The organism is Mesorhizobium robiniae (assembly GCF_040545535.1).
Lineage (GTDB): Bacteria > Pseudomonadota > Alphaproteobacteria > Rhizobiales > Rhizobiaceae > Mesorhizobium > Mesorhizobium robiniae.
In genome coordinates this window covers 332,641-357,572 of the sequence record NZ_JBEPMC010000005.1, presented here as the reverse complement: position 1 = coordinate 357,572, position 24,932 = coordinate 332,641, and the positions used below count along the sequence as shown (strand labels likewise).

Annotated in this window: 22 protein-coding genes; 7 read left to right on the top strand and 15 right to left on the bottom strand. The window is 62.9% G+C overall.

Going from position 1 to position 24,932, the window contains the following annotated elements; translation table 11 throughout:
• Positions 1–49: 49 nt before the first annotated feature.
• Genes ABID19_RS16500 through ABID19_RS16490 form a run of 3 tightly spaced genes read right to left on the bottom strand, consistent with a single transcriptional unit; the run spans position 50 to position 3,307 of the window.
• On the bottom strand, positions 50–1,348 hold the full coding sequence (locus ABID19_RS16500; protein ID WP_354492051.1) for an acetoin dehydrogenase dihydrolipoyllysine-residue acetyltransferase subunit: 1,299 nt from the start codon (positions 1,346–1,348) through the stop codon (positions 50–52).
• Positions 1,349–1,359: 11 nt separating this feature from the next.
• Entirely contained in the window at positions 1,360–2,334 is a 975-nt protein-coding gene (locus ABID19_RS16495) for an alpha-ketoacid dehydrogenase subunit beta (RefSeq protein WP_354492050.1), read from the bottom strand.
• 1 nt (position 2,335) lies between these two features.
• On the bottom strand, positions 2,336–3,307 hold the full coding sequence (locus ABID19_RS16490) for a thiamine pyrophosphate-dependent dehydrogenase E1 component subunit alpha (protein ID WP_354492049.1): 972 nt from the start codon (positions 3,305–3,307) through the stop codon (positions 2,336–2,338).
• A 103-nt stretch (positions 3,308–3,410) separates the two neighbouring features.
• Here ABID19_RS16490 and ABID19_RS16485 point away from each other — a divergent pair, with 103 nt between their 5' ends.
• Positions 3,411–4,157: an SDR family oxidoreductase gene (locus ABID19_RS16485; RefSeq protein ID WP_354492048.1), complete on the top strand. Its 747-nt coding sequence runs from the start codon at positions 3,411–3,413 to the stop codon at positions 4,155–4,157.
• A 41-nt stretch (positions 4,158–4,198) separates the two neighbouring features.
• Here ABID19_RS16485 and ABID19_RS16480 read toward each other — a convergent pair whose 3' ends face one another.
• From ABID19_RS16480 to ABID19_RS16465, 4 genes are read right to left on the bottom strand one after another with little or no spacing between them, the layout of a single operon-like run.
• Complete coding sequence (locus tag ABID19_RS16480) at positions 4,199–5,938, bottom strand: cobalamin-dependent protein (RefSeq protein ID WP_354492047.1); 1,740 nt, start codon at positions 5,936–5,938, stop codon at positions 4,199–4,201.
• A complete protein-coding gene (locus ABID19_RS16475; RefSeq protein WP_354492046.1) occupies positions 5,928–6,740 on the bottom strand; it encodes an alpha/beta fold hydrolase in 813 nt (270 codons plus the stop codon). The genes ABID19_RS16480 and ABID19_RS16475 overlap by 11 nt, the downstream gene beginning before the upstream one ends.
• Positions 6,740–7,516, bottom strand: a complete 777-nt coding sequence (locus tag ABID19_RS16470; protein WP_354492045.1) for an aspartate dehydrogenase — start codon at positions 7,514–7,516, stop codon at positions 6,740–6,742. The genes ABID19_RS16475 and ABID19_RS16470 overlap by 1 nt, the downstream gene beginning before the upstream one ends.
• Before the next feature lie 10 nt (positions 7,517–7,526).
• Positions 7,527–8,063 carry a cupin domain-containing protein gene (locus ABID19_RS16465; RefSeq protein WP_354492044.1) on the bottom strand — a complete coding sequence of 179 codons (537 nt, stop codon included), beginning with the start codon at positions 8,061–8,063 and terminating at the stop codon, positions 7,527–7,529.
• 151 nt (positions 8,064–8,214) lie between these two features.
• On the opposite strand from ABID19_RS16465, the gene ABID19_RS16460 reads away from it, so the two are divergent.
• A complete protein-coding gene (locus ABID19_RS16460) occupies positions 8,215–9,819 on the top strand; it encodes an FAD-dependent oxidoreductase (RefSeq protein ID WP_354492043.1) in 1,605 nt (534 codons plus the stop codon).
• A 162-nt stretch (positions 9,820–9,981) separates the two neighbouring features.
• On the opposite strand, the gene ABID19_RS16455 is transcribed toward ABID19_RS16460, so the two are convergent.
• The 6 genes from ABID19_RS16455 to ABID19_RS16430 all read right to left on the bottom strand — a co-directional run bounded on the left by ABID19_RS16455 (position 9,982) and on the right by ABID19_RS16430 (position 16,337).
• Positions 9,982–10,710, bottom strand: coding sequence for an SDR family oxidoreductase (locus ABID19_RS16455; protein ID WP_354492042.1), 729 nt, complete (start codon positions 10,708–10,710; stop codon positions 9,982–9,984).
• A gap of 96 nt (positions 10,711–10,806) precedes the next feature.
• Positions 10,807–11,943, bottom strand: a complete 1,137-nt coding sequence (locus tag ABID19_RS16450; RefSeq protein ID WP_354492041.1) for an ABC transporter ATP-binding protein — start codon at positions 11,941–11,943, stop codon at positions 10,807–10,809.
• Positions 11,944–11,947: 4 nt separating this feature from the next.
• Entirely contained in the window at positions 11,948–12,781 is an 834-nt protein-coding gene (locus tag ABID19_RS16445) for a carbohydrate ABC transporter permease (RefSeq protein ID WP_354492192.1), read from the bottom strand.
• Complete coding sequence (locus ABID19_RS16440) at positions 12,781–13,716, bottom strand: carbohydrate ABC transporter permease (protein WP_354492040.1); 936 nt, start codon at positions 13,714–13,716, stop codon at positions 12,781–12,783. Before ABID19_RS16440 ends, ABID19_RS16445 begins: the two co-directional genes overlap by 1 nt.
• A 191-nt stretch (positions 13,717–13,907) precedes the next feature.
• Positions 13,908–15,191: an ABC transporter substrate-binding protein gene (locus ABID19_RS16435; RefSeq protein WP_354492039.1), complete on the bottom strand. Its 1,284-nt coding sequence runs from the start codon at positions 15,189–15,191 to the stop codon at positions 13,908–13,910.
• Positions 15,192–15,320: 129 nt separating this feature from the next.
• On the bottom strand, positions 15,321–16,337 hold the full coding sequence (locus ABID19_RS16430; protein WP_354492038.1) for a hypothetical protein: 1,017 nt from the start codon (positions 16,335–16,337) through the stop codon (positions 15,321–15,323).
• Positions 16,338–16,744: 407 nt separating this feature from the next.
• On the opposite strand from ABID19_RS16430, the gene ABID19_RS16425 reads away from it, so the two are divergent.
• Genes ABID19_RS16425 through ABID19_RS16415 form a run of 3 tightly spaced genes read left to right on the top strand, consistent with a single transcriptional unit; the run spans position 16,745 to position 19,693 of the window.
• Entirely contained in the window at positions 16,745–18,013 is a 1,269-nt protein-coding gene (locus tag ABID19_RS16425; RefSeq protein WP_354492037.1) for an ADP-dependent glucokinase/phosphofructokinase, read from the top strand.
• A 12-nt stretch (positions 18,014–18,025) separates the two neighbouring features.
• Complete coding sequence (locus ABID19_RS16420) at positions 18,026–18,799, top strand: SDR family NAD(P)-dependent oxidoreductase (protein ID WP_354492036.1); 774 nt, start codon at positions 18,026–18,028, stop codon at positions 18,797–18,799.
• 60 nt (positions 18,800–18,859) lie between these two features.
• Positions 18,860–19,693, top strand: a complete 834-nt coding sequence (locus tag ABID19_RS16415) for a DeoR/GlpR family DNA-binding transcription regulator (RefSeq protein ID WP_352937191.1) — start codon at positions 18,860–18,862, stop codon at positions 19,691–19,693.
• A gap of 69 nt (positions 19,694–19,762) precedes the next feature.
• Here ABID19_RS16415 and ABID19_RS16410 read toward each other — a convergent pair whose 3' ends face one another.
• Together ABID19_RS16410 and ABID19_RS16405 are read right to left on the bottom strand one after the other, a co-directional pair.
• A complete protein-coding gene (locus ABID19_RS16410; protein ID WP_354492035.1) occupies positions 19,763–21,214 on the bottom strand; it encodes an ROK family protein in 1,452 nt (483 codons plus the stop codon).
• Positions 21,215–21,363: 149 nt separating this feature from the next.
• Positions 21,364–22,269, bottom strand: coding sequence for a tagatose-bisphosphate aldolase (locus tag ABID19_RS16405; protein WP_354492034.1), 906 nt, complete (start codon positions 22,267–22,269; stop codon positions 21,364–21,366).
• Positions 22,270–22,550: 281 nt separating this feature from the next.
• On the opposite strand from ABID19_RS16405, the gene ABID19_RS16400 reads away from it, so the two are divergent.
• Both ABID19_RS16400 and ABID19_RS16395 read left to right on the top strand, forming a co-directional pair.
• Positions 22,551–23,456 (top strand): sugar-binding transcriptional regulator, encoded by a 906-nt coding sequence (locus ABID19_RS16400; RefSeq protein WP_354492033.1) that lies wholly within the window; start codon positions 22,551–22,553, stop codon positions 23,454–23,456.
• A gap of 457 nt (positions 23,457–23,913) precedes the next feature.
• Entirely contained in the window at positions 23,914–24,894 is a 981-nt protein-coding gene (locus tag ABID19_RS16395) for an ABC transporter substrate-binding protein (RefSeq protein ID WP_354492032.1), read from the top strand.
• The last annotated feature ends 38 nt before the right edge of the window (positions 24,895–24,932 follow it).

Genomic DNA, 24,932 nt, shown 5'->3' with positions numbered 1-24,932 from the left:
GGTCTTGTCTGCTTCTCGCGGTTGATCCGCGGGTCGGTCGGCTGCCGGTTCAGCCGGCGCTGCGCACCGTTTCTGCAATGAGCCGGGCCGTCAGCGCCGGCGCCTCCATCTGCGCTACATGGCCAATGCCATCGAGAAGATGAACCGCGGCGAAGCCTGGCGCGCGGGCCGCATGGGCAACCGGGATGATGCGATCGAGCCTGCCCCAGATGAGCCGCGTCGGCACGTCGAGCTCGGCGAGCGCGGTTGCCAGATCGAAGCCCTGCGTGCCGTCCGGGAACAGGCTTTCGGCCATCGCCGCGAGCGCGTCGCGATTACCGGTCTTTTCGATCTGCCTGAGCGCGGCCTGCGCATAGCCGTCCGGCAGGGCCGAGGGTTCGCCGACCATGACCGTCAGCCACCGTTCCAGGACCTGCACCGTGGTGACGCGGGCAAGGCCGGCAATGAAACCTGCATTGATCTCGGGGCCAAGCCCGCCGGGCGCGAGAAGCGTGACCGAGCGCACGGTGAGACGGCCCAGCCGGGCGAGCGCGAGAGCCGCCGCACCGCCCAGGGAATGGCCGACGAGATGGGCATCCCCCACCCCCATGTCCTCCAACCGGTCGGAGAGGATGAAGGCGATCTCCTCGATGCTCGTTGCGGGTCTCGCTGCTTCGGCACCGTGGCCAGGCAGGTCGAGGCTGATCGTCTCGACCCCCGGTTCGAGCAAGGGAATAACCTGACGCCAAATGGAGCGATCCGCCCCAAACCCGTGGATAAGGACGATCGGCGCCGTCTGCCGAGCCGGTGCGGAAACGGCTGACACCCGGGGACCAAGCGCAGCCGACCTCGACTGGCCAGCTGCGCTGTGCCCATTCGAGAGATCAGTTAGGGCGGCATCGATGTCGCGCTTCTTGATGCGCCCGTTGGGGCCGCTTCCAGGGATGGTGGAAAGGTCGAGCCCGGCCGAAGCGGCAAGCCTCCGGGCGAGGGGGCTGGCGATCGCGCGGCTGCCGGCCTGCGGGTTAGGGGAAGGGGCGTCAGTCGACGCAAGCACCGGCGGATTGGCTGAGCTAGCGGCCACCATGGCTTGCGTGATCGCAGGCGCGTGGCCAGGCACAGGCTTCTCGTCCGTGATCGTGCCGAGCACCGCGCCCACCGGCGCTTCCTGCCCCTCGGCGAAGAAGATCTCAGCCAGCCAACCATCGCGGTCGGCCTCGATTTCGGTGGCCGCCTTGGCTGTCTCGACAGTGACGACAAGATCGCCCGCCTTGACCGGATCGCCTGAATTCACCGCCCAGGCAACCACCAGCACGGCTTCCATATATTCGCCGCCGGCGCTGTCGATGCTGATCGGATGGGTCGCCATTGCTGCCCCCGTCACTTCAGCGTCTTCAGCGCAGCAGTGCGGATCTTCTCGGCACTCGGCAGCATCGCCGTTTCCAGAGGTTCGGAATAGGGGATGGGCATGTCTGGCAGCGTGACGCGCGCGACCGGCGCGTCCAGCTCGTCGAAGGCGTGGTCCATGATCGTTGCCGAAAGCTCGGCGGCATAGCCGCAGAAGCGCCAGCCCTCGTTGACCACCACGGCATGGTGCGTTTTCGAGATCGAGGCTGTAATGGCATTGACATCAAGTGGGCGCAGCGACCGGAGATCGATGATTTCGGCCGAAACACCGTCGGCGGTGAGAAGATCCGCGGCTTTCAGCGCCTCGACCACCATCTTGGAGGTGGCGAAGATCGAGATGTCGCTGCCTTCGCGCATGGTTGCCGCCGTGCCGAGCGGCACTGTCACGTCACCTTCCGGCACCTCGCCGCGAGTGTTGTAGAGCAGCTTGTGCTCGAGGAAGACGACCGGCTGGTCGTCGCGGATGGCGGCCTTCAGCATGCCTTTGGCGTCGGCGGGCGTCGATGGAGCAACGACCTTGATGCCGGGTATGTGGGCAAGCATGGAATCGAGCGCCTTGGAGTGCTGCGCGCCGGCCCCGGCCCCGCCGCCGCCCTGCGTGCGCAGCACGAACGGCATCTTTACCTGGCCGTTCCAGATGTAATTGTAGATCGAGGCCTGGTTGACCAGCGCATCGAGTGTCAGCGGCACGAAATCCGCATACATGATTTCCAGCACCGGCCGCGTGCCGGTCATGGCGGCGGTCACCGCCATTGCGGCCAGCGCCTGTTCGGAGATCGGCGTGTCGCGCACGCGCGTCTGGCCGAATTCCTCCATAAGCCCCTTCGTCACCTTGAAGACGCCGCCATAGCGGCCGATATCCTCGCCGAACAGGAAGACGGAAGGGTCGGCCTGCATCTCTTCGCGCAGCGCGGCGTTCAGCGCTTCAGCGTATCGCATCATGGCCATGTCAGTGCGCCTCGCTGTAGGGATTGCAGGCTTCGTCGATGGAAAATTCCGGCATCGGATCGGAAAGCGCGGTCTCGAAAGCCTCGGCCACCTCGGCCTTGGCCGCCGCCTCGATCGCGGCGAGCTGCGCCTCGCTGAATTCGCTCAGAAGTGCCGTGCGTGAAATCTGCAGCGGATCGCGCGCCTTCCAGGCGGCGATATCCTCCGGCCTCTGGTAACCGCCCATGTCGGAGGTGGAAAAGCCTTCGATGCGGTAGGTCTTGCACTCGACCATGCCGGGGCCTTCGCCGCGCCGGGCGCGTTCGACCATGGCCGAGACGGCGCGGTAGACGGCCACCGCATCGTTGCCGTCGACGATCTCGGCCGGGATTGCATAGCCGGCGGCACGGATCGACAAATCTTCGACAGACGACTGGACATCGGAGGGAACGGTCAGACCGAACTGGTTGTGCTCGAGCACGAAGACGACGGGCAGCTTCCACAGCCCAGCCATGTTCATTGCCTCGTGGCAGATGCCGGTCTGGGCGGCGCCGTCGCCGAAAATGCACATGGCGACATTGCCGGTGCCAAGGATCTGCATGGACAGCGCCATCCCTGTGGCCGCCGGAATGCCGGCACCGACAATGGCGTTGCCGCCGATCACGCCTTTTTGCGCATCGGCTATCAGCATATGGCCGGCGCGCCCGCCACAGGCGCCGGTGGCCCGCCCGAGAATCTCGGCGACCACGGGCCGCATTTCCATGCCCTTGCCGATATAGACCGCATGGCCGCGATGGGTGGTAGTGACCTTGTCTCCGGCCTCCAACACTGCCGTGGCGGCGACGCCGACGGCCTCCTGACCGTCGCAGCGGTGGATTGGACCGCGCGTGCGTCCTTCCTTGTGAAGCGCGCCAAGGCTTTCTTCCAGATGCCGCACCAGCAGCATCCGGCGATAGATTTCCAGCTGTTGTTCGACGGAAGGAGTATTTTTCACGGCGGTCCCCGATCTCGTGCCGAAATTAAATACAAAAGTGTCGACACTTTGCAAGAGGTTCTGCAAGATAGGGCAAAACAAGTTTTTGAAAAGGGGATCGATCATGCGTCTGAAGGGCAAAGCAGCCATCGTGACCGGAGCCGGTGCCGGTATCGGCGCCGCCGTCGCGGAACTGTTCGTGAAGGAGGGCGCGCGCGTTCTGGTCGTCGACCGCGACGATGCGCGGGCCAGCGAGGTGGCCGGCAGGACCGGAGCGCTGGCCATGGAAGCGGACGTCTCGGACGAAGCTTCCGTCGCGACCATGGTGCGACGCGCGCAAGACGCATTCGGGCAGGTGGACATCCTGGTCAACAACGCCGGTTACGGCATACGCGGTTCGGTCGTCACTACCGCGGCGGCGGATTGGGACGCGCTCATGGCCGTCAACCTCAAGGGCGTCTTCCTCTGCTCCAAATATGTCATCCCCGTCATGGCCGCGGGTGGTGGCGGGGTGATCGTGAACACCGCCTCCAACGTCGCCCATGTCGGACTTGCCGATCGGGCGGCCTATGTCGCCTCCAAGGGTGGCGTCGCGGCGCTGACGCGTGCCATGGCGCTCGACCATGTCGCAGGCAATATCCGCGTCAACGCCGTGGCGCCTGGTGTGACCTGGTCGAGCTATTTCGAAAGCATGCTGGAAACCCATCCCGATCCTCAGGGGTTCGTCGCGGCACTGAACGCGCGTTCGCCGATGAACCGCGTCGCGCAACCAGTTGAAATCGCAAATGCAATCCTGTGGCTTGCCAGCGACGAATCCTCTTTCGCCACAGGCTCGATCCTGACAGTCGACGGCGGCATGACCGCCTGGTGAGGCAACGCACCCGTCGGCGGCGGCAAACGGAGCCTGCCGCTTCAGGCAACAGGCCGGATGGCGCGCAAGGCGTCCAGCATCTCGTCGAGGTCGGCGCATGGCAGGCAGCCAAGGTCCGCGATCTCCTTGGTTACGTCCACCGGCAGGCCCGAATTGGAATCCTTGGGCACTTCGTTGAGGCGTCCGCCGATGAGCACCGGCAGGACAAGTTCGCGCGCGGCAAGCGCCGTCTTCACCGCCTGCGCATAGCGCAGCGCTACGCCGTTATAGGTGCTGACCGCGATGGCGTCCGCCCCGGTTTCGGCGGCGCGGGCGACGAGGGTTTCCGGATCGACCGCAACCCCGGCATCGGCAATGGTGATGCCCATACGTTGGAGCGCCTGTTCGACGAGATATTTGCCATGCTCGTGCACGTCGGTGGTGCCGATGCAGATGATGAGGGGTTTTGCAGTGCTCAACGGCTGCTGCCTGGCGACCCAGGTGGCTGCCTTGTGGTTCAGTTCGCGGGCCCATTCGGCATGGATCAGCGGCGTGCGCCCGCTCGAGCCGGCCGCGCCCGGACCGAACAGCGCCTCCATGCGCCTTGGTCCCATGCGGCGGACCGCCAGCATCAGGGCGGCGGGGTCCTCGACATTCACGCCTCGTTCCACGAGACCCGCAAGGGCGGCATCGGCAAAGCGGCGCCCGCCTTCGACCAGCACATCGGCCATAGCCTCGGCCTTTGCCCAGTCGAAGACTGGATCATAGAACGGCGCATGCAGCGTCAGCCGATGCGCGAAGGTCTGCGCATCGATGATCTCGTCGACATCGGGAATGCGCTGGTTCTCGGTCACCGGTACCGGATTGATCGCATGGCCGGACGGCCAGCGTCCGACAGCGAGTATGTCTGCCAGGAGATAGCTGGCCAGGCTTGCATAGTTGCCCGACGCGGTCGACTGGTAGGAGACGGTATTGCCGAAGATCATCGTCCCAGGCGTGTCGCTGACCCGGACCAGTGCGGCATGGAAGGCGGTGCGCGAAAGCGGATCGCTGAAGTGGTGGCCGTAGCAATGGCCGAGCCGCGCGCCGATCAGGTCCTCGACGATGTGCTTTTCGATCAGCACCATGCCGAGCGCGCAGGCCATGTCGATGAACAGCCCGGCGAATCCGTCATCGAGATTGGAGTGGACGAGGATCTCGGCGTCCTGCGCGGCGATCAGACCGAGCGCGGTGACGGTCGCCTCGGTGGTCGCCACGTCATCGTCCCAATAGGGCAGCCGGAAGGTGAAATATTGTCCGAGATTGCCCACCGCGGTCGCCCCGGCGGCGATCGCGGCGCGCGTGTTTTCCACCGCGGCCGGCAGGCCAAGCATGAAGTCGCCGAAATGGGCGGCGGCAGGCGCGGCATTGGTGATGCGAGCGAAATCCTCCGGGCCGGCGAGCACGATGCCGGTGCCGCGCGCGGCCTTGGCCCGCATGGAGTGCGGATAGCCCATCGACCAGTCGAGGGTGATGCCGAAACGGTCGACCGTCACCCCGGCCTTTCGGCATTGCTCATGCACTTCGCCGATCGCCTCAATGGTGCGGTCGACGCTTCGAAAGCCGATATGGGCGTGCTGCATAACGCGCTTCTCCGCCGCCGCCTTGCGTTTCCATGCGGCTTCGGACGGCATTCCGGTCTCGGCCAGGAAGCGGCAGCTGCCAAGCCGCCAGTCGCGCGCCATCGCGCGCCCATCGGCAAGGAGGTCAGCGCCGGGCTTCAGGCGTGGATCGATGAGAGTGGGGTCGACTTCAGCGGTCATGTTTTTTGCTGTCGGCTTTGGCAATGAATTGGCGAACGATGGCGGCAAAACCCTCGGGATCGGCGAGTGGATGAAAATGAGCGCCACCAACGGTTACATAGGTCGCCTGCGGTATCGCGGTGGCAATAGAATGCGAAAGAGCGGGCGGCGTCAGCACATCGCCCGCGGCGGCGATCACCTGAACCGGGACGGCGATATCAGGCAGGTCGGCCAGGCGATCGTGGTCGAGCAGCATGCGCACCCGCGCAGCTGCCACGGTCAGCGGAGCCAGGGTACGAGGAGCGTCGGCGACCGCCGCCTCGAGCTGCCCGGCGTGCGTCTCGAGATAGGACGGCTCATGGCAGAGCACATGGCCAAGGCGCTGATAGGTTTCGGCCATGCCGGCATCAAGCAGTTCGGCGCGCGCGGTGAACAGCGTGCGGAAACGGCCGTCGGCTCGCGCCCAGGAGCTGCTGATCGTATAGCTCAGGCCGAGTTCGGCATGATCGAGCGCCAGCACCTGCGCGACGGCGCCGCCGGTGGAGTGCCCGACAATATGCGCCGGTCCACTTGTGCGCGCCAGCAGGGCGGCAATGTCGCTGGCGATCAGGGGAATGGAGTACGGGCTTTGCGGGCGGTCGCTGCGTCCCGCGCCACGATGGTCGGTGACGACCACGCGATGGTCGACTTCCAGCAGGCGCACCACGCCTGACCAGAACCTGCCGTCGCCGCCAAGTCCCGGGATGAGAACGACGCACGGGCCAACGGCGCCTGATGTCTCGTAGTGGATGCGGCAGCCATCGGCGGCGGTGAAGAAGGGCATTACCGAAGGCCTTCCACATCGAGCAGCTCGCCGAGCGCCGCGACGAGGCTAAGCGCCGTGAGCGCCGAGGTTTTCGGATTGTCGGGAGCCGGCGCATTGGTGAAGCGGAAGGAGGCAGTGCCGGCGGCACTCTCGGCCTCGATCTCATGGGTATTGCCGGTCGCCTTCGGATCGGCGATCACACGCACCGTCACCTTGCCGACGCCCGCCGCGAGCGCCACAGCGAAGGCGGCGTTGAGGTTTTTCGGATAGGCTCTTGTCGCTTCGTCAGGCGTGCCTTCGAAAAGCATCAGCTCCTCGTGCTCGGCCGACAGGCCGAGAGTGGCAAGTTCGGCCTGCCAGGCCGACGGCGGCTTTCTTGAGGTGTAGCGCACGCGTGCGTCGGGAAGTGCCGCAATCGCCCTGAGGTAGTCGAGGCCGCCCAAGGCTCCGGCGGGCAGCACAGCGCGCGCGCCACCCTTGCGGCGGATGGTGGCGATCCGGTCGGCAAGTGCTGGATCGCAAAGTGCGCCGATCGAAGCGATGACGGTCGGTATGCCGGCTTCCAGAATCGCGGGCACGTAGCTGGCAACCGCCTCCTGGCCTGCCGCTTCCATCACCGCTTTGGGTCGGGCGCCAATCAGCATATCGAGCCGCGTGACCGCACGGACATTAGCCGGCAAAGCGGGGCTGGCGCCGTCGCGCAGAAGCGCTATCCAGCCGATCGAGTCCGGCGGAAAAGCCGAGACAATCCCGCGCGCGACCGTGCCGTAGCCGATGAGGCCGAGCGTCAGCATCTGGAGCTTCTTAAGGGTTCTGCTTCGTGGGATCGAACTTGTCGGCAAGGTCTGCCCCGAACACCGTCTTGCGCTCGATCTCAAGCACGTTCTCCGGCCTCGGAAAATTGGATGGCACGCGCTCACCCGGCTTGCGCGGCTTGCCGATAAGGCGAAAGAAGTCCTCCAGCCCGTTGGGCACGATCAGCCAGAGCCAGCGCAGGCGCGTCTCGCCGTCATTGATGAACATGTGTCTGACATTCTTCGGCAGGAACACCACGCTGTCCGGGCTGAGCGGATATTCCTTGCCCTCGACCACGGCGCGGCCTTGACCTTCGATGACGTAGATCGCCTCTTCGTTGCGCTCATGCGTGTGCTCGCGCACATAGCCTCCGGGCGCCACCGATTGGGTGCCCAGTGCAAAGGGGTGCTCCATGCCGACGATGTGCGGCGCGAGCGCCACGTCGATATGGCCGTTTGCCGGTACCGGCTGCCAGTAGCTTTCGCGTGCATCCGATCCGGAAACATGGATGCCGGACGGGGCGCTTGGAAGGCTCGTATCGTCCATGGTTCTGCCTCTCGAAAAGGAGCTGCGAGGATCATGCCGGCAAGCTGCCGACCCTAAGGAAGCTACAGCGCAAAAAGTGTCGACACAATAGTAGACAGATTTAATTTCCTGCCCCTATAGTGCTGCGGCGACGAAAAGCAGGGGAACGCCAATGGATAAATTCGACGTTCTGGTCATCGGTTCGGGGTCGGCGGCCTGCTCGGCGGCATTGAGGGCCGCCAAGGGCGATCTGAAGGTGCTCGTGATCGAAAAGACCGAATGGCTCGGTGGCACCTCAGCCATGTCGGGCGCCGGCGTGTGGGTGCCCGCCAATCATGTCGCCGCCGCTGCAGGCGTTGCCGATAGCCAGGAAGATGCGCTGACCTATCTGCGCCATGTCTCGCCCGAGGGCTGGGCTGATAAGGAGGACGCGCTTTGGAGCGCCTTCGTCAGGGCTGCGCCGGACATGCTGCGCTTCCTGTCCGGCAACACGCCGCTCGATTTTCGCCTGATCAACGAACCGGACCCCTTTGCCGAAGCGCCGGGCGGCAAGCTCTACGGACGCATGGTCTCGCCCGGACCGCTCAGCCGCCGTATCTTGGGCAGGTTTGCAGCCCGGCTGCGCCGATCCACCTTGCCGCACAGCTTCACCTACCAGGAGGTGGTCGATCTCGACCTTTATCACCATCCTATCCGGGCCGGGCTCAAGCTCTGGCCGAAGCTTCTGTGGCGATGGCTGACGAATTCCGGCGGCCAGGGCACGGCCCTCATGAGCGGGCTGATCAAGGGCTGCCTCGATGCCGGCGTAACCTTCCAGGTGGAAGCGCGCGCCGTCACCCTGCTTCAGGACCCGGACTCGCGCATCACCGGCGCGGAGGTGGAAAGCGACGGCCAACGAACGAAGATTCTCGCGCGCCGCGGCGTCGTGATCGCTACCGGGGGCTTCGAATGGGATGCCGAAATGCGCATGCGCCATTTCCCCGGTGCCTTCGACCGGATCGGCAGCCCGCGCAGCAACGAGGGCGACGGCCAGAAGCTCGCGGCTTCCGTTGGCGCGCAATTGGACCGCATGGACCAGGCCAACATCTATCCCTGCCTGCCGACGCGCTACCAGGGACAGAAGCACGGCTTGCCGATGACCTTCCAGGCCGAGCCGCATTCGATCGTGGTCAATCGTGGTGGCAAGCGCTTTGTCAGCGAGAACGACTTCAATATCGGCGAGGCGATCGACGCGCGTGGGACGGATGGCTCTCCCGTCAATCTGCCCTGCTATCTCATTGGCGATCACCGCTTCCTGAAAACGTCGCTGCCTTTCCGCTGGTACGCCTCCTACGAGCGCGATTGGGTCAAGAAGGCCGACACGATCGGTGGCCTTGCCGCCAAGCTCGGGCTGCCGGCGGTGGCGCTCGAGGAGACGATTGCCCGCTGGAACGACCTTTGCGCGAAGGGCCGCGACACGGATTTCCGCCGCGGTGAGAACGGCTGGGAGGACTACAAGGCGCATGGGCCCGAGAACCGGCTGAAGCCGATCGATAAGCCTCCCTATGTCGGCATGACGATCAATCGCTCAATTCTCGGTACCAAGGGCGGCGCCCGCACCAACGAGCGAGCGCAGGTGTTGAGAACGGACGGCTCGATCATTCCCGGCCTTTATGCGGCAGGGCTCGCCATGGCCAATCCCGTTGGCACGCGCGCCGTCGGCGCCGGCACGACACTTGGCCCCAATCTGACATGGGGCTTCATCGCCGCCGAAACGATCCTGCAGCAGAACCGGTGATTGCGGGATGCCGAGGCCGGCGCGCGCGATCGCGCCGCCGATTACGTCGACCTTCGGCCATTGGCACCGGGCATCGTCCATCATCGAGTTGATGATGCGGCAAGGCGCGTGTGCCAGATTTGCCGTCCTACGATCTCGAGTATCTCACTCCCGATCGCGGGCTCATCGGCAGGTATAGCCGCCGTCGATGGGAAGCGAAATCCCTGTGATCATCGAGGCCGCATCGCTGAGCAGGAACACGATCGGCCCAGCGATTTCGTCCTCCGTTGCCCACCGGCCGAGAGGCATCTGCTTCAGAAAAGGTTCAGCGACATGCGGCTGGCTCCAGTGGCCGGACGAGATTGGTGTCATGACCACGGTCGGATTGACGCTGTTGACGCGGATTCCGTATTTGCCCAACTCCAAAGCCGAACAGCGCGTGATGTTTTCGAGCGCGGCCTTCGAGGAGCCGTAGGAAATGTGCCCCTCGAGCGCGACCAGCGCCGCCTGGCTGGAGACATTGACGATCGCTCCGCCCTTGCCGATGCGGACCATTTGCTGCGTCGCATATTTGGTGACCAATAGCGCACCACGCGCATTGATGGTGATGACCTTGTCGAAAATGGCGATGTCGGTATCCATCGGCGTCGCGATCTCGCCGCCGAAACCGCCGCAATTGACCACCCCCCAGAGGTCGAGCCCTTCGAGAGCGCCGCGAATCTCGTCTTCCGAGGCAAGGTCGAAGGCCACAGTGCGGCAGCCCGTCTCCTTTGCGATCGCATCGAGTGCTTCGCGGGAGCGTCCGGCCGCGATGACGTTGGCGTTTGCACGCACCAGGTGCCGCACGGTGGCACCACCGATACCGCCGCTGCCCCCCGTCACCAGAATCTTTCTATCCTGAAAATCCGTCATGTTTCCTTCTCGTCCTTGTTTCTGCTCGTGTCGGGTATTCCGCGACGTCCGGTCTCCGAAGACCATCGATTGCCGGACTGTGTTGCTTCTCGTGGGTCAGTTGACGCGTTCCCTGGGGGAGAGGGGAACGGGCTCCGCATACGCCGCGGCGGCATCAGAAATTCTGTCTCCGGACTCGTTGAAAAGATGGCAGACGCGGGTCGGCAGCGAGATTGAGATGCGGTCGCCCGCCCGCACCATCCGGCCGCGGCTGTCGCGAATGACCAGGCTTTCCTCGCGTTCATTGGTATGAATGAAGGTGTCGCTACCGAGGAGTTCGACCATAGAAGCTTGCACGACATGGTCATTGGCCTGTCCTTCGCCCGCAAGCTCAACGTGTTCCGGTCGAATGCCGAGCGTGACGATGTCGCCGGGCTCGATATGCCGCTCGACCGGAATGTCCAGCATTGGCCCCCAGGAAAGAGCCACAGTCGCGACCGTGCCTTGAACGGCAACAACCTTGCCATTCAAGAAATTCATCGCCGGCGAGCCGATGAAACCGGCAACGAACAAATTGGCTGGCCGGTGGTAAAGATCCAGCGGTGTGCCGACCTGTTCGATGCGCCCGCTGTTCATGACCACGATGCGGTCGGCAAGCGTCATGGCCTCCACCTGATCGTGGGTGACATAGACCATGGTGGACGCCAGTTCGGCCTTTAGCCGCGCGATCTCCACGCGCATGCCGACACGCAGCGCCGCATCGAGATTGGAGAGTGGCTCGTCGAGCAGGAAGAGTTTCGGCTTGCGTGTCATGGCGCGGCCGATCGCAACGCGCTGACGCTGCCCGCCAGAAAGCTCTCGCGGCTTGCGCTTAAGGTAGGAGCCGAGCCGCAGTTTTTCGGCAGCGCGGCTTACACGTTCGACGATCTCGGCGGCAGGCGTCCGTGCGATCTTCAGGCCGAAGCCGATGTTGCGGCCGACATCCATATGCGGATAGAGCGCATAAGACTGGAACACCATGGCCACGCCCCTTTCCGGTGGCTCGGCATCGCTCATATCGACGCCATCGACCAGGATCCGGCCGGAGCTAATGGGTTCCAGCCCGGCGATGATCCGAAGCAGCGTGGACTTGCCGCAGCCCGACGGTCCCACCAATACGCAGAATTCGCCGTCCTCGATTGTCAGCGACAGTTCCGGAATGACCGTGGTGTTGCCGAACGCCTTGGTAACTTTGTCGATCGAAAGCGTCGCCATGGATCTAGCCTTTTACGGCACCGGCGAGCAGGCCACGCACGAAGGCGCGCTGCACCAGCACATAGAGGAGGATGAGGGGAAGGGCGATCAGCGTCAGGATTGCGAAGAGGGCACCGGGATTGGCCATGTAGAGGCCGGAATACTGCATCGGCACGATGGTGAGCGTCTTCATCTCGCTTTTGGTGAGGACGATGAGAGCGAGGAAGAACTCGTTCCATGTCACGATGAACTGCCAGATCGTCACGAAGACCAGGGCCGGTCGTACAAGCGGCAAGGCCACGTGCCAGTAGGTTTGCCAGGCGTTGCAGCCATCTACCCGCGCCGCCTCAAAGAGTTCCTGCGGGGCATCCTCCATGAAGGACTTGAGGATGACCATGGCAAACGGCACACCGAGCGCCGCATAGGGCAGAATGAGGCCGATATAGGTGTTTACCCAGCCGAAGTTTTGGAGCAGGATGGCCAGCGGCAGGACCATGGAGGCGAGCGGAACCATCAAGGTCGTGAGCAGCGTGGTGTAGAGGAAGGTCGAGCCCTTCAGCCTCAGGATTGCGCAGGCGAACGCAAAGAGCGAGGAGACCGAGACCACGATCATCACCGTCGCAACGGTGACGATCAGGCTGTTCAGAAAGATCGCCCCCAGCGGATTGTCGCGAACCACGGTGACGAAATTGTCGAAGGTCACCGGCCAGGTGAAGAGCTCGGCGTCGAAGGCCTGCGCCGGGGTGCGTAGCCCGATCGACAGCATATAGATCTGGGGCACCATCCAGAAGCCGAGCACGATGAAGAGAACCGCATGGATAAACATGCTGCGGATCCGGCTGCGGGCGAACGATATCATCACGGCCGCCTCCCGGCAGGCGTCAGACGGGCACCTAGCGCTGCGATCTGGATCAGCGAGAGGGTGAGTGCGATGACCAGCACGATGACGGAGAGTGCTGCCCCGCTGCCGGTGTCGCCCAGCACGAAGCTCTGTTTAAAGATGAAAGTGCCGAAGACCTCACTGGCCCGATTCGGGCCGCCTCCGGTCATCAGGTGCACGATGGGGAAGGTCTGCAACGTGCCGATGACGCCTAGGAGCAACAGGGATTTCGTTGCTGGCGCCAGCATCGGTACGATGACATGCACGGCAAGCCGCCAGCCCTTCGCGCCGTCAATGCGGGCGGCGTCGAGCACTTCGCTGGGCAGGTTGGCAATGCCGGCGATGTACATGAGCATCGAGAAACCGGTCCATTGCCAGATATTGACGATGATCAACGCATAGATCGCGGTCTTCGGGTCGCCGATCGGCGACGTCACCATGACGATGCCGACGTCCTTTAGGTATTCCTGGGCGATGCCATAGTAGGGCGCGTAAATTTGCACCCACACCAGGCTGATGACCGAAACCGAGGTCACCACCGGCAGGAAAAACATGGTGCGAAAGAAGCCGCGAAGGGCATGGGTATGGCGCTCGATGAAATAGGCGAGCAGTCCGCCGATCAGCATCTGCACCGGTATGGTGATGACGCCCCATAGAAACATGTTGCGCACCACGATCCAGAAGGTCGGATCGCCTAGAACCGTCGTGTAGTTGGCAAGCCCGGCAAAGGCCGCTCCGCCACTCGTGCCGACATAGAGGCTCTGCCCGGCAACCCAGAGAATCGGGTAGGCGATGAAGACGACAAACAGAAGCGTCGCCGGAAGAACGAAAAGATAGAGCCTCGAAGCTCTGGCTGCCGGTCGCCGTTTGACCGCCGTGATGGCAGATCCGGCTCGCATGGCTTCTGTGCTCATGATGCTCGCCATTTCAGAGCAATTCCAGGAAAAGTGCGTAGTGGTTTTCCCGGGAAAAGCGCGTAGCGCTTTCCCTGGGGAATTGCGTAAAAACACACACTTAGGGCGGGTCAGCGATTCTATCAAAAGCTGAACCGCTCTAGACTGAAAGGGAACCGGGCGCGCTTCTGCGCCCGGTCGTTCGTCTCAGTTTACTTTACAGCAAGTGCCTTCTCTGTCGCCGCCTGGACGGTGGCGAGCGCGGCTTCCGACTCAATGCTGCCGGCCGCGACGCCGGCAAGCGCATTGTCGAGCGCCTCTGCGACTGCCGGCGAGGCAAAGCGCTGGTTTTCCGCTTTGGGCAGATCTGCCATGAAGCGGGCCGAAATCTCCTTCACATGATCGGTGATGTCGCCCTTCGGGGAATTACCCTCGAAGGCGGGAAGGTCATTGAGGTCGTTCAACGCCTCCTGCAGGCCGACACCGTTGGTGAGTTCGGCAAGGAAGGTCCAGGCTTCCGGGTTCTTGCCACCGTTCTTGGTCAGGCCGTAGCCGATGTCGATGCCGCCGACGGGCGGGCTCGCGGAATTGCCGTCCTTGACAGGGGGCATATAGAAGAAATCGAAGCCGTCCATGTTCTGGACATAGTCCGAAAGCGGCGGCGGGAACTTGCTTTCTTGCATCCACCAAGAACCGAGTGCCATCATACCGACCTTGCCTTGTGCAAAAAGCTGCGCGCCGGTCGGATAGGCATGAGCCCCGAGCGCTCCCTGCTGGAAGATGCCGTCGTCGAAAAGACCCTTCCAGGCCTTCATGGCATCGACGAGTTCCGGCGCCGTCCAAGGCGTTTCGCCGGCCTGGGCCTTGTCGACGATGCCCGGCGAGAACTGGTTGGCGAGCATGAGGAAAACGTTCTCGTTCTGCCAGCCGTCGGCCGCGCCCTGGAACATCGGGATATAGCCGTTGTCGGTCAGCGCCTTGGCCGCAGCCTTCAACTCGTCGTAGGTCTTTGGCGCCGAAAGATTGAGTTTTTCGAAGATCTTGCGGTTGTACCAGATGCACAGAACCTGGGATTCCTGGGGGATGATGTAATAATTTTCGTCGCCCTTCGGGTTGCCCATCAGCATCTGCTTGCGGTTGACCGGGAAGATCTTGTCCGCCCAGTTATCGCCCCACTGCTTGGCGGCGCGTTCGTTCACTGCTTCGAGATGTTCCCGATACTGCTGGGTGAGTGATCCCGGCTGCAAGCCGATCACGTCAGGAAGGCTCCCGGACGCCGCCGCCGCCTTCAGGGCGGTGATGTATTCGGGCGAATAGTTGTAATAGGTATATTTCACCTTGACGTCCGGATGTGCCTTCTCGAAGGCGGCGATGGACTTGTTCATCGTGCTCTGCACGAACCAGGACCAGACGGTCACCTCTTTCTGCTCGGCATTCGCCGAAGCAGAAAGAGCGGCGGCGAGGATCGTCGTCGCAAAAAACAGCATCTTCCTCATCATATTCCTCCCTTTTCTCCCACGTGGTGCGCGTCGCAAGCCTCCTACTCGCGGGCGCAGCGACCCATTGGAGGGTCACGTTCCAAACGGAGCGGCGGTTCATGCTTCCGCCGCTCATCAGTTCCGGCGTCAGGCGGCCTTGGCCGCCGCAACCGTCAACACGTCTTCCGTGATCACCCGGTCGTCCGCGAGCGAGCGGTTGGGCGTCAGCCCAAGCTTTTGCAGTTCTCCGTGATAGGCGCGCACCGCTTCCTCCGGGCCGATCGTGCCGTCGGCAACCGCCCGCATCAAAACGATGAGGTGAAGCGGCGCCTCGGCGAGGTTGATCTTGCGGCCGAAAAGCGCCAGGCGAGCGCCGTAACGCTGCGACTGGGCGACTAGCTCGAACGTGTCGCGGGTGGTGCCAGCCCCGCCGCCGAGCACGCCGACGATCAACTCGGAATCGAAATTGGCGAGTTCTTCCATCGCCTTCGGCCCATTATACGATGTCTTCAGGAACAGCGGACGCTCGGCCTTCGGCACGCTCGCCAATGACTTGATGATGTTGTCGTTGACGAATTCGCCGATTTGCTCAGTGCTGAGACCGATATCGACGCTTGGATTGAAGACCTCGTAGAAATATTTGAAGTTGGTCCGGGCCGCCTCGGCGCGGAACTCGGCAAAGGCATTCAACGTGCGGATGTCGAGTTCGACGTCGTTGCTGAAGGAAACCGAATAGAGGGCAAGGTCCGTGCCGCGCGTCGGATAGTTGGCGATGGCACGCGAAAGATTGGCATCGCGGAAGGGCACCGACGGCTTCTGGGTATAGACGCCGTGGCGCACGGCACCCCAGCACATCGTTTCCAGATTGCCGCGGATCGCCGGTTTCATCTCACTGCCGAAGAAGGCGCCGCGCTCGTCGAGAAGATCAAGGTTGGACTGCGACACCAGCATGATGTCGACGATGTCCTGTTTGATGATCTCCTCGATCTGGGCGAGGAATTCCTGGCGGCTGCGGCGGCGCGGCGGCTTGACCGAGTAGTCGAAACCGGTAGCGGTCACGCCGGCGCCGACGTCGCTGTCCTTGGCATCGGCAATGACGAAGTCGGTCGGCTTGTAGCGGCCGGCGCGGATGTTCGCCAGCTTTCTGTCGAGTCTCGTGACCATAAGTGTTCCTCGGTAGGCGTGTTGTATGGCTCTGTCGCCGGCGGTCTTCATTTCGCCGCTCCAGGCTTGATGCCATATGCGGATATTTCTCATAATCTGTCAATAGCTATCTAATTCTCTCTAATTTCGACCACACTAAGCTGCCGGACGATGCAATATCACAATTCGGCATCACAAACCCATTGCTTATTTAGAGATAACTATAAGTTTTTACGATGAAATTTCGTAGACCTGAGGCATGGAGCAAATTTGAGCATTTTCACAAAATTTCTTGCTGCAGCGCCCAGGGAAAGAGTCTGCAATAACATATTTTGTGCAATTTTGGTACGAGATGGCAAAATCACGTTGACGACTTGGAAGATAATGGTAGCAATTGACAGCGTCGCTAGACGAGGAGGAGCGCGGCCATGAGGGATGGTTTCACCGGATCGTGCGCAGAACGCTATTCCGCCCTGGTCGATCCACGGTCCGGTCCGCTTGGCGCGGACGCCCTGTCGTCGGCAGGCCTTTTCTTGTGCGGCATCAGCGCATGCGTCGATGCGCGGGTCGAGATGCATGACATGCAGCCGCTTCTGGACGCGCCCGCCGATACCCCTGCGGCGCAACTTGCCAACCTTCTTCTTTCCCGTGCCGCGTGCGGGGTGGGCGGCGAGGTACGGTTTGACTGGTCGGAAGGCCCGGCATGGCTGCGCGAGCGGCTCCCGCTGCGCTATGCACTGGGCGGAACCGGTCCTCAGGCGGCTTGGGTGCTCGGGCAACTTGGCGTCCGCTCTCTCGTCGCTATCGAGGATCGCCACGCGGCGATGCTGCGGCAGATTCCAGCCGGCGTTCTGTTGGCGGAAAGGGGGGCGCTCAAAACGGCGAATGCGATATCGGCCGCTGGCCCGCACATCCCCGAAATATTCATCTTCGAATTCACCGCCGGCCGCGCGATCGGCGCTGTCGTGCCGACCCGTTCCTCGCGTGTCATCGTCCGCTTCTGTGACCGTGGCATTCAGCATGACGAGCATTTCGAGGCCATGTCACGTCGGCTGGCACCGTCAGCCGCCGCCGGGCTTCTTTCCGGACTGAACGACGAGGCGGTGGAGAATGTCGGCGCCGCCAGCCGGCACGTCTTCGCACTTAGCCGCGACTGGAAGGCAGCCGGCCTCAAGACCATCCATTTCGAGCTGGCGGGCTATGCGACGCAGCAGGCAGTCGAGGAGCTTTTTGTCCATGCCCGCGGCGCGATCACCTCGCTGGGAATGAGCCATTCCGAACTGCTCGCCATGAACCCGTCCGCCCATCATCCCATGGAGGCTCTTGTGGCGCTCGGCGAACGGCTTGATCTGGAGCGAGTCTGCGTGCATGCCGATACATGGGCCGCCGCTGCAACCTTGAACGACCCGAAGGAAGAGGAACGCGCGCTGATGGCAGGCTGCGCAATCGCCAGCGCCAGGGCCGCGAACGGAGAGCCCGCACGAACCATCGCGATCGCACCGACGGCCGAATTCCATCCGCTTCCCTTCGAGACGCCTGTCGGCAAGGGGCGCTGGACCTTCGTTGCCTGTGCTTCTCCCTATGTCGAGAAGCCAGTGACGACCCTCGGCCTGGGTGACAGCTTCACCGCCGGCTGTCTGCTCATCCTCGGACGCAACCGCCACGCCGACGCCGGCCCCACTCTCCAACACGCCTGAAGGACAATCCGCATGTTTCTCGAACGGTTCCGCCTGGACGGCAAAACGGCCTTCATCACCGGCGGCGGCCGCGGCATCGGCCTGTCGACGGCCGAAGCGCTCGCCGAAGCCGGCGCACGGGTCATCATATCAGACATGGATCCGCAAGTTGTGGAGGCAGGGCGTGACGAGCTGAGGCGGAAGGGCCACGATATCGAGGCGGTACAGCTCGACGTAACCGATTCCAAGGCCGTTGCCGCAGCTGCGCGATCCGCCAACGAGCGTCACGGCGCGGTCGATATCCTGATCGCAAATGCCGGGATCGCCTGGCCCGACACGGGTGGGGAGGAGATGAGCGACGAGGTATGGCTGAAGGTGGTCGACGTCGACCTGAACGGCGCCTATTGGTCCTGCCGGGAATTCGCAAGACCCATGCTTGAACGGGGCCGGGGCGCGATCGTCACGCTCGGTTCCATGTCCGGACTGATTTCCAACAAGCCGCAACGTCAGGTGCACTACAATTCGGCAAAGGCAGCCGTCCACCACATGACACGCTCCCTTGCCGGAGAATGGGCCGAACGCGGCGTGAGGGTAAACTGTGTCGCGCCGACCTATGTCGATACCGTCATGTCGCGCGGCGGCTTCACCGACGATAAGCTGATGCCGGTGTGGATGGAGATGACGCCGATGAAGCGCGTTGCGCGCCCGGACGAGATTGCCGCCTCCATCCTCTTCCTCGCCTCGGATGCCGCGAGTGCCATGACCGGCGCGGTTGTGGTCGTGGATTGCGGCTATACGATTTGGTAGAGATTGACCGATTTGGCTGAAATCTGTCGACCTCCCTGTCGGCTACCAAGCGGGTGAAGCATGGAGTCTCCGAGCAAACGCGTCGATATCGTTCCTGCCAAGCGGCAGGCTCTTATTTTGGAGCACCTGCGCGTTAGCGGCGCGGCCAGCATCCAGGAACTCGCCGACACGATCGGCGGATCGCAATCGACGGTAAGGCGAGATCTCGAACATCTGGTGGAAAAGGGTTATCTCGAGCGTACCCACGGTGGCGCGCATTTGCTGCAGCCGATGCGCGCCACCTTCGAACGCGAGATGACCGTCAATGCAGAGCTGCAGCACGCCGAGAAGGTAGCGATCGGCCGCGAAGCCGCGCAGCGGTTGAGCGCTCGCGACAGTGTGATCTTCGATAGTTCCTCGACCGTCATGGAGGTGGTGCGCGCCGCCGCCGATCGGGATTTGCCGCTAACCGTTGTGACGAACAGTCTAGAGATTGCCGATTTCGCGGCCGACATCAAATCCTGGCGCATCATCTTGCCGGGCGGCACCGTCCGTCCCGGCTACCGGCACCTTGCCGGTGAGCCGGGCGAGAGCTTCATCAAGACGCTCCATGCCGACCTCTGCATGACCGGTGCTTCGGCTGTGACGGGCACGCTGCTGACGGAAACCTCGCTGGAGGTGGCTTCGCTCAAGCGCGCCATGATCTCTTCTGCCCGCAAGACGATCCTGCTCGTCGACAGCTCGAAGTTCACCGCACCTGGTTTTTGTACGCTCTCGGACATTTCCGAAATTGACGAGGTGATCACCGACGAGGGTATCTCCCAGGACGCACTTTCGTCCTTGCGCTCCGCCGAGCGAAAAGTGACGGTGGTTTGCGTCGGCGCCTTGCCAGCTTCAGGGCGTTCAAAATTGTGATGCCGTCGCCCTGTGACGAAGTGCCGACGGCAATCAACTTGCCCCGAATTTGTCAGGCGGCCGCTCTGCCTATGGATCCGCCGCAATCGTCGCCTGCAGCCATTGCGTGATGGCATCGAAAGCGATCGGTTTGGTGGTGTCGACGTCAAACAGCGGTCCGCGCCGCAGCGGCTCGGCGCGCTTGGCCAGTTCGATGAGTTCGGGGATATAGGCCGCGCCAGGATGGCCGGCGGGGCGCTGATCGAGCCGTGCGCGATAGCGCTCGGCAAGAACCTCGCCGGGCGCGTGACACCAGATTTCGGCGGTCTGCTCGACGCCGGCCCTTCGTAGGTGATCCTCGAGCAGCTGGCGCGGCTGGAAGCCGAACCAGGCATCGACGACAATCGTGGTGCCCGCTGGAGCTTCGCCGACGACCGACCAGATGGCCTGGTAACTGGCACGGCCGAGTATGCGGTTGAATTCACGGTCGCCGCCGCCGAGCGCTTCGAGGAACGGGTTCTTGATCGTATCGAGCGTAAGCAGCGGCCATCCCATCCGGTCGGCGATGCCGCGTGAGACCGTGCTTTTGCCGCTGGCCGGGATGCCGTTGACCAGCACGGCGCGCCTGGTCCGGCCGAGCCGGGCGGGCGGCAGAGACACTGGCGACGGTGGTGCGACTGTTGCCTGTGCGGCGAGCGCCTCCAGACCGGCGCCGATGACACCGGCGTCGTCGCCAAGTTGCGCCGGTTCCACCGGGCATTGGTACCAGGGAGCCAACGCGGGGGCGATGGCAAGTGCCCTGTGGGCCGCTAGGCCAAGTCCGCCGCCGAGCAGGACCAGATCGGGGGCGAACATGGCCACGGCCGAATCGATTGCCGCACGCAGCGGTCTGGCCCAGGCTTCCAGTATGCCGCGCGCCAGCATGTCACCGTCCGCATCCCGGGCAAAAAGCTGATCGACCGAAACATCCGGACCGAGGCCTGCCCGCGCGACGTGACGGCCAAGTGCGGTGCCTGAGCTGGTGGTCTCAACGCAGCCGCGCCGGCCACAGACGCACGCTTCACCCGATATGTCGACAGTGATATGGCCGAGCTGCCCCGCCGTCCCCTTGCCGCGGACGATCCGCCGGTCTTGAACCACGGCACCACCAATGCCGGTCCCGATCGTGAACATGACGATGCTTTCATGGCCTCTGGCGGCGCCTAATGCCATTTCCGCGACCAGTGCCATATTGCAGTCATTGTCGATTACGACGGGCTTGCTCGCCAGGCTTTCCAGTCGCTGCGCCAGGGATATCGAAGCCAGGTTGACATAGCCTCCGGACAAGACCGCGCCAAGCCGTGCATCGACGCGTCCGGGGACGCCGATGCCGATGGCGGCAACGCTGGGTGAATCGAGCCGGCGCACCATTCCGGCGATCCGGGAGAGCACGAGCTCCGGATCCGGCGCGCTTTTCTCGGAAATACGATCGAGGATTTCGCCTGTGCCGGAAATGCGGGCGGCGCGCAGATTGGTGCCGCCGATATCGATTCCTATGGCCATCGAACTAGAGCCTGATCCATTTCGACTAAATCGAAATGGGGCTCTATCTTGCTGTTTGACCATGATCTTTTCCGAAAACCGGTCCCCACTTTTCGGGATCATGGTCTGAGCATGACGTCCCGTGCGTGCCTGGTGTGAACGCCGAATAGTTAAGCGGCTTTCTGCCGGTAGTTTCCGATCACCGCCTGAAGCTCGCGCAATCTCGACACTGCGATAGTCCTAAGCCTTTCCCGCTGAATGTCACGGTCAAGCGAGATGCAGTCCTTCCACAGCGACCGGCCGGCGATGACGCCTGACGCGCCGTTCTTCATGGCGATTTCGACCTGGCCGAGGAAAGTCTCATGGTTGACGCCGGCGGAGAGGACCGCCCATGGCACCTCGCCAGCCATGGAGGTGATCCTGGCGCAGGCTTCCGGCGTTCCGGGATAAGGAAGCTTGAGCACCTTTGCCCCGCATTCCAGTGAAATCCGGGTGCCCTCTTCGACAAGCCAGGGAACCTTGGCCGTATAGTCTTCAAGACTTTCGCCTTCAACCTGATAGGTCAGGAACTCGACGACGAGCAAAAGGTCCTCTCGCGCGAAGTCGGCGATGCATTGGCGCAGAATGGCGACATTGTGCTCATTCGCCTCAGGCCTATCGGGCCTGAGATAGACCATGATCTTGCCGCCGGTACCGCCGAGCTCGCGAACGCGACGCGCGTCGATGTCGGGAACGAGGCGCGACAGGCGGTAGCCGGCGGGCGAGACGTCGAAGCCCGAGGCGTCGAGGCCGATGAGCAGAGCCGTATCACGATTCAGTACCCCTTCATCGACAACCCGCGGCACCGCGCAGAGCGGGTCGAGCAGCACGCAGGATGCCTGGCTGGCGAGGTATTGCGTGATGTCCGACTTGGTGTCGCCGAGCATGTCGTTGGTGATCTTGGCCTGTTCTGCAGGGTCTGATGCGAGCAGGCTCCTCATGCCGCCGCGCTGGTCACAGGCGATGGCCATCATGGCCCCGTCCTTGCCGCATATCTGCTGGTAGCCGCGCAACTCTGCGGTCGTCATCTTTGTCATGGTCTTTTGTCCGATGTTGGCGCCCATTCGCCAGGGCGCGGATCCGTGGAACAAGAAAGGTTCAGTTTTACCTGCCTGTCGGCAGAGATTTTGCCGCTTTGATGCGCTATCGAACCGAGAATTCCGCCTTGGCCCGCAACCGGCTCCGGAAACGAGCCCACGTTGCGAGTCGGCCGAATTTGCGCGATAACTCCCATCGGTCGGGAAGCCTGTAACACATTGCTGAAAGGAATTGCAACCTGTCTGTCCCTCCCGCACAAGATGCGGCCGCATCGCGGACAATGCTGCATACGGTCGCCAAACTGCACTACGAGGCGGAGATGTCGCAGGTCGACATCGCGCGGCGGCTCGGTGTCTCCACCGCGACCATATCGCGCCTCCTGCAGCGGGCGAGGGCAGAGGGTATCGTGCGGATCGAGGTTCTCGATCTTGCAGCGCCTGAAGGCATCGCCACGCAACTGATCGAAGGGCTAGGACTTCGTGACGCGGCGGTCATCGAGACGCCGGCAGCTGGCACGCTGACGGCGCTCGCGGCACCGCTCGGCGCCTTGCTCAAGCAAGCCGAACTGACGGCCGGCTCGGCGGTCGCCATTGGCTGGGGGCGCGCCGTTCGCGAGGTGATCCGGGCAGGCCTGCCGCGCATTCCCGGCGTTCTTACCGTCGCTGCCACCGGCGGCATGCAGCAGCAGGCGCCACATTTTCAGATCAACGAATTCGTACGGCTCGCCGCTGAAGAGTTCGGCGGGACGCCGCATTTCATCCATGCGCCCTATCTGCCGTCCAGCGAATTGCGTGAGGTCTTCCTCGGCGATGCGGCCATCCGCGACAGCGTCGCGCTTTGGGAGCGGACCGACGTTGCAATCGTCGGTGTCGGCCTGCCCCATGCCATCAACCAGCCTGAGGCGAGCGCGGCCACGCTGAGCGAACAGGCCCTGTTTCATGCGGCTGGAGACGTTATCAGGCATTATTTCGACGCCGAAGGTAATCTTATCCCGTGGGAGGGGGAGAGCCGGATGATCGCAATGTCGCCGGCCCAGCTTCGAGCCGTTCCCCTGGCGATCGGTGTTGCCGCCTCGCCGGAGAAGGCGACGGCCATTATCGGTGCCGTCCGCGCCAAGCTTATCAATGCCCTGGTAACAGACACCAAGACTGCTCAGGCCATCCTCGAGGCTCTCTTGCCGCAATAATCGATCCCAAGCTGATCGACATCAACCGCGGCTCGCGAGCCGGCCGCTGCGAAATCATCAGTTGTCGTTGAAGAGTTGGAGCAATAGGCTGCGTGCGTACGGGCTCTGCGGAGCAGCCAGATGTTGTGCGGTTTTGAAAGCGTTTCGACCCGGAAATACCTGGGTTGCAATTTCTTTCAGCAAAGTGTTACAACCTCGCGACTAGGCGCATGTGCGCCGAGCGGCGCTGTTCCCTGGATCTTGCGGGGGCCAGGACCGGGACTGCACGCAGCAGGCTGGTCGGTTTCGACTGGCTGATCTAAACGAATGGGGGGCGCTCGGGAGGAAAGCTGCCCATAACAGTAAGCAGGCGAAATCCGTTTCTCGCCGTCAGCACGTCACGTCGCCGAAACGAATTGACGGCCATTTCCAACGTCAGTCGCAACGGCAAATCTGCCAACATTAAGAGGAGGATGTTATGAAGAAGATTGTTGCCGCCCTGGCGGCTCTCGCCATCTGCGCAACGGCGCTGATCACGCCCGCTTTGGCGCAGGACAAGAAGTTCACCGTTGCTCTCGTTCCGGGCCTTACCACCGACGGCTTTTACATCACCATGCGCAAGGGAGCTCAGGCGGCAGCCGATGCTCTTGGCGTGACCCTGGTTTTCCAGGGCGCTCCGGATTTCAATCCGGTCACGCAAGTCCCTGTGCTTGATGCGGTCATCGCCAAGAAGCCGGACGCCATCCTGATCGCGCCGACCGACAAGGTTCAATTGGTCGAGCCGCTCCGCAAGGCCCATGATGCCGGCATTCCGGTGATCACGGTCGACACCTTCATCGGCAGCGGCGTTTACCAGACCGGCGCCGGCGAGGCGGATTTCCCGCTGTCCTATATCGCTTCGGACAACGTTCTCGGCGGCGAAATCGCCGCCCGGGCATTGGCCAAGGCCGTAGGCGACAAGGGCAAGGTCTACGTTTCGAACGTGAAGCCTGGCATTTCGACCACCGATCAGCGTGAAGAGGGCTTCAAGAAGGAGATGGCGGCCAACCATCCCGGCATCACCGTGCTCGAAACCCAGTTCAACGACAACGACGCCAATAAGGCCGCCTCGCAGCTGCAGGCTGTGTTCGCGCGCAATCCCGATCTCGTTGGCGTGTTCGGTGCAAATCTGTTTTCGGCGCTCGGCGCGGCCAATGGCGTCCAGCAAGCTGGGCAGACCGGCACCGTCAAGGTGGTGGCGTTCGACGCGCCGACCAGCATCGCCGACAACATCAATACCGGCTTGGTGGACGTTGCGATTGCCCAGCATCCGGCTGAGATCGGCTATTATGGTGTCGTTTCGGCCTATGCCCACCTGACCGGGCAGTCGATCCCGGTTGCGATCGGCACCGGCTTCACGATCATGGACAAGTCGAACATCGCCGATCCGAACATCTCGAAGTACCTCTATTCCGAATGAGTCCAAACCAGCTTGATCTCCTTCCGGCTTACCGGGAG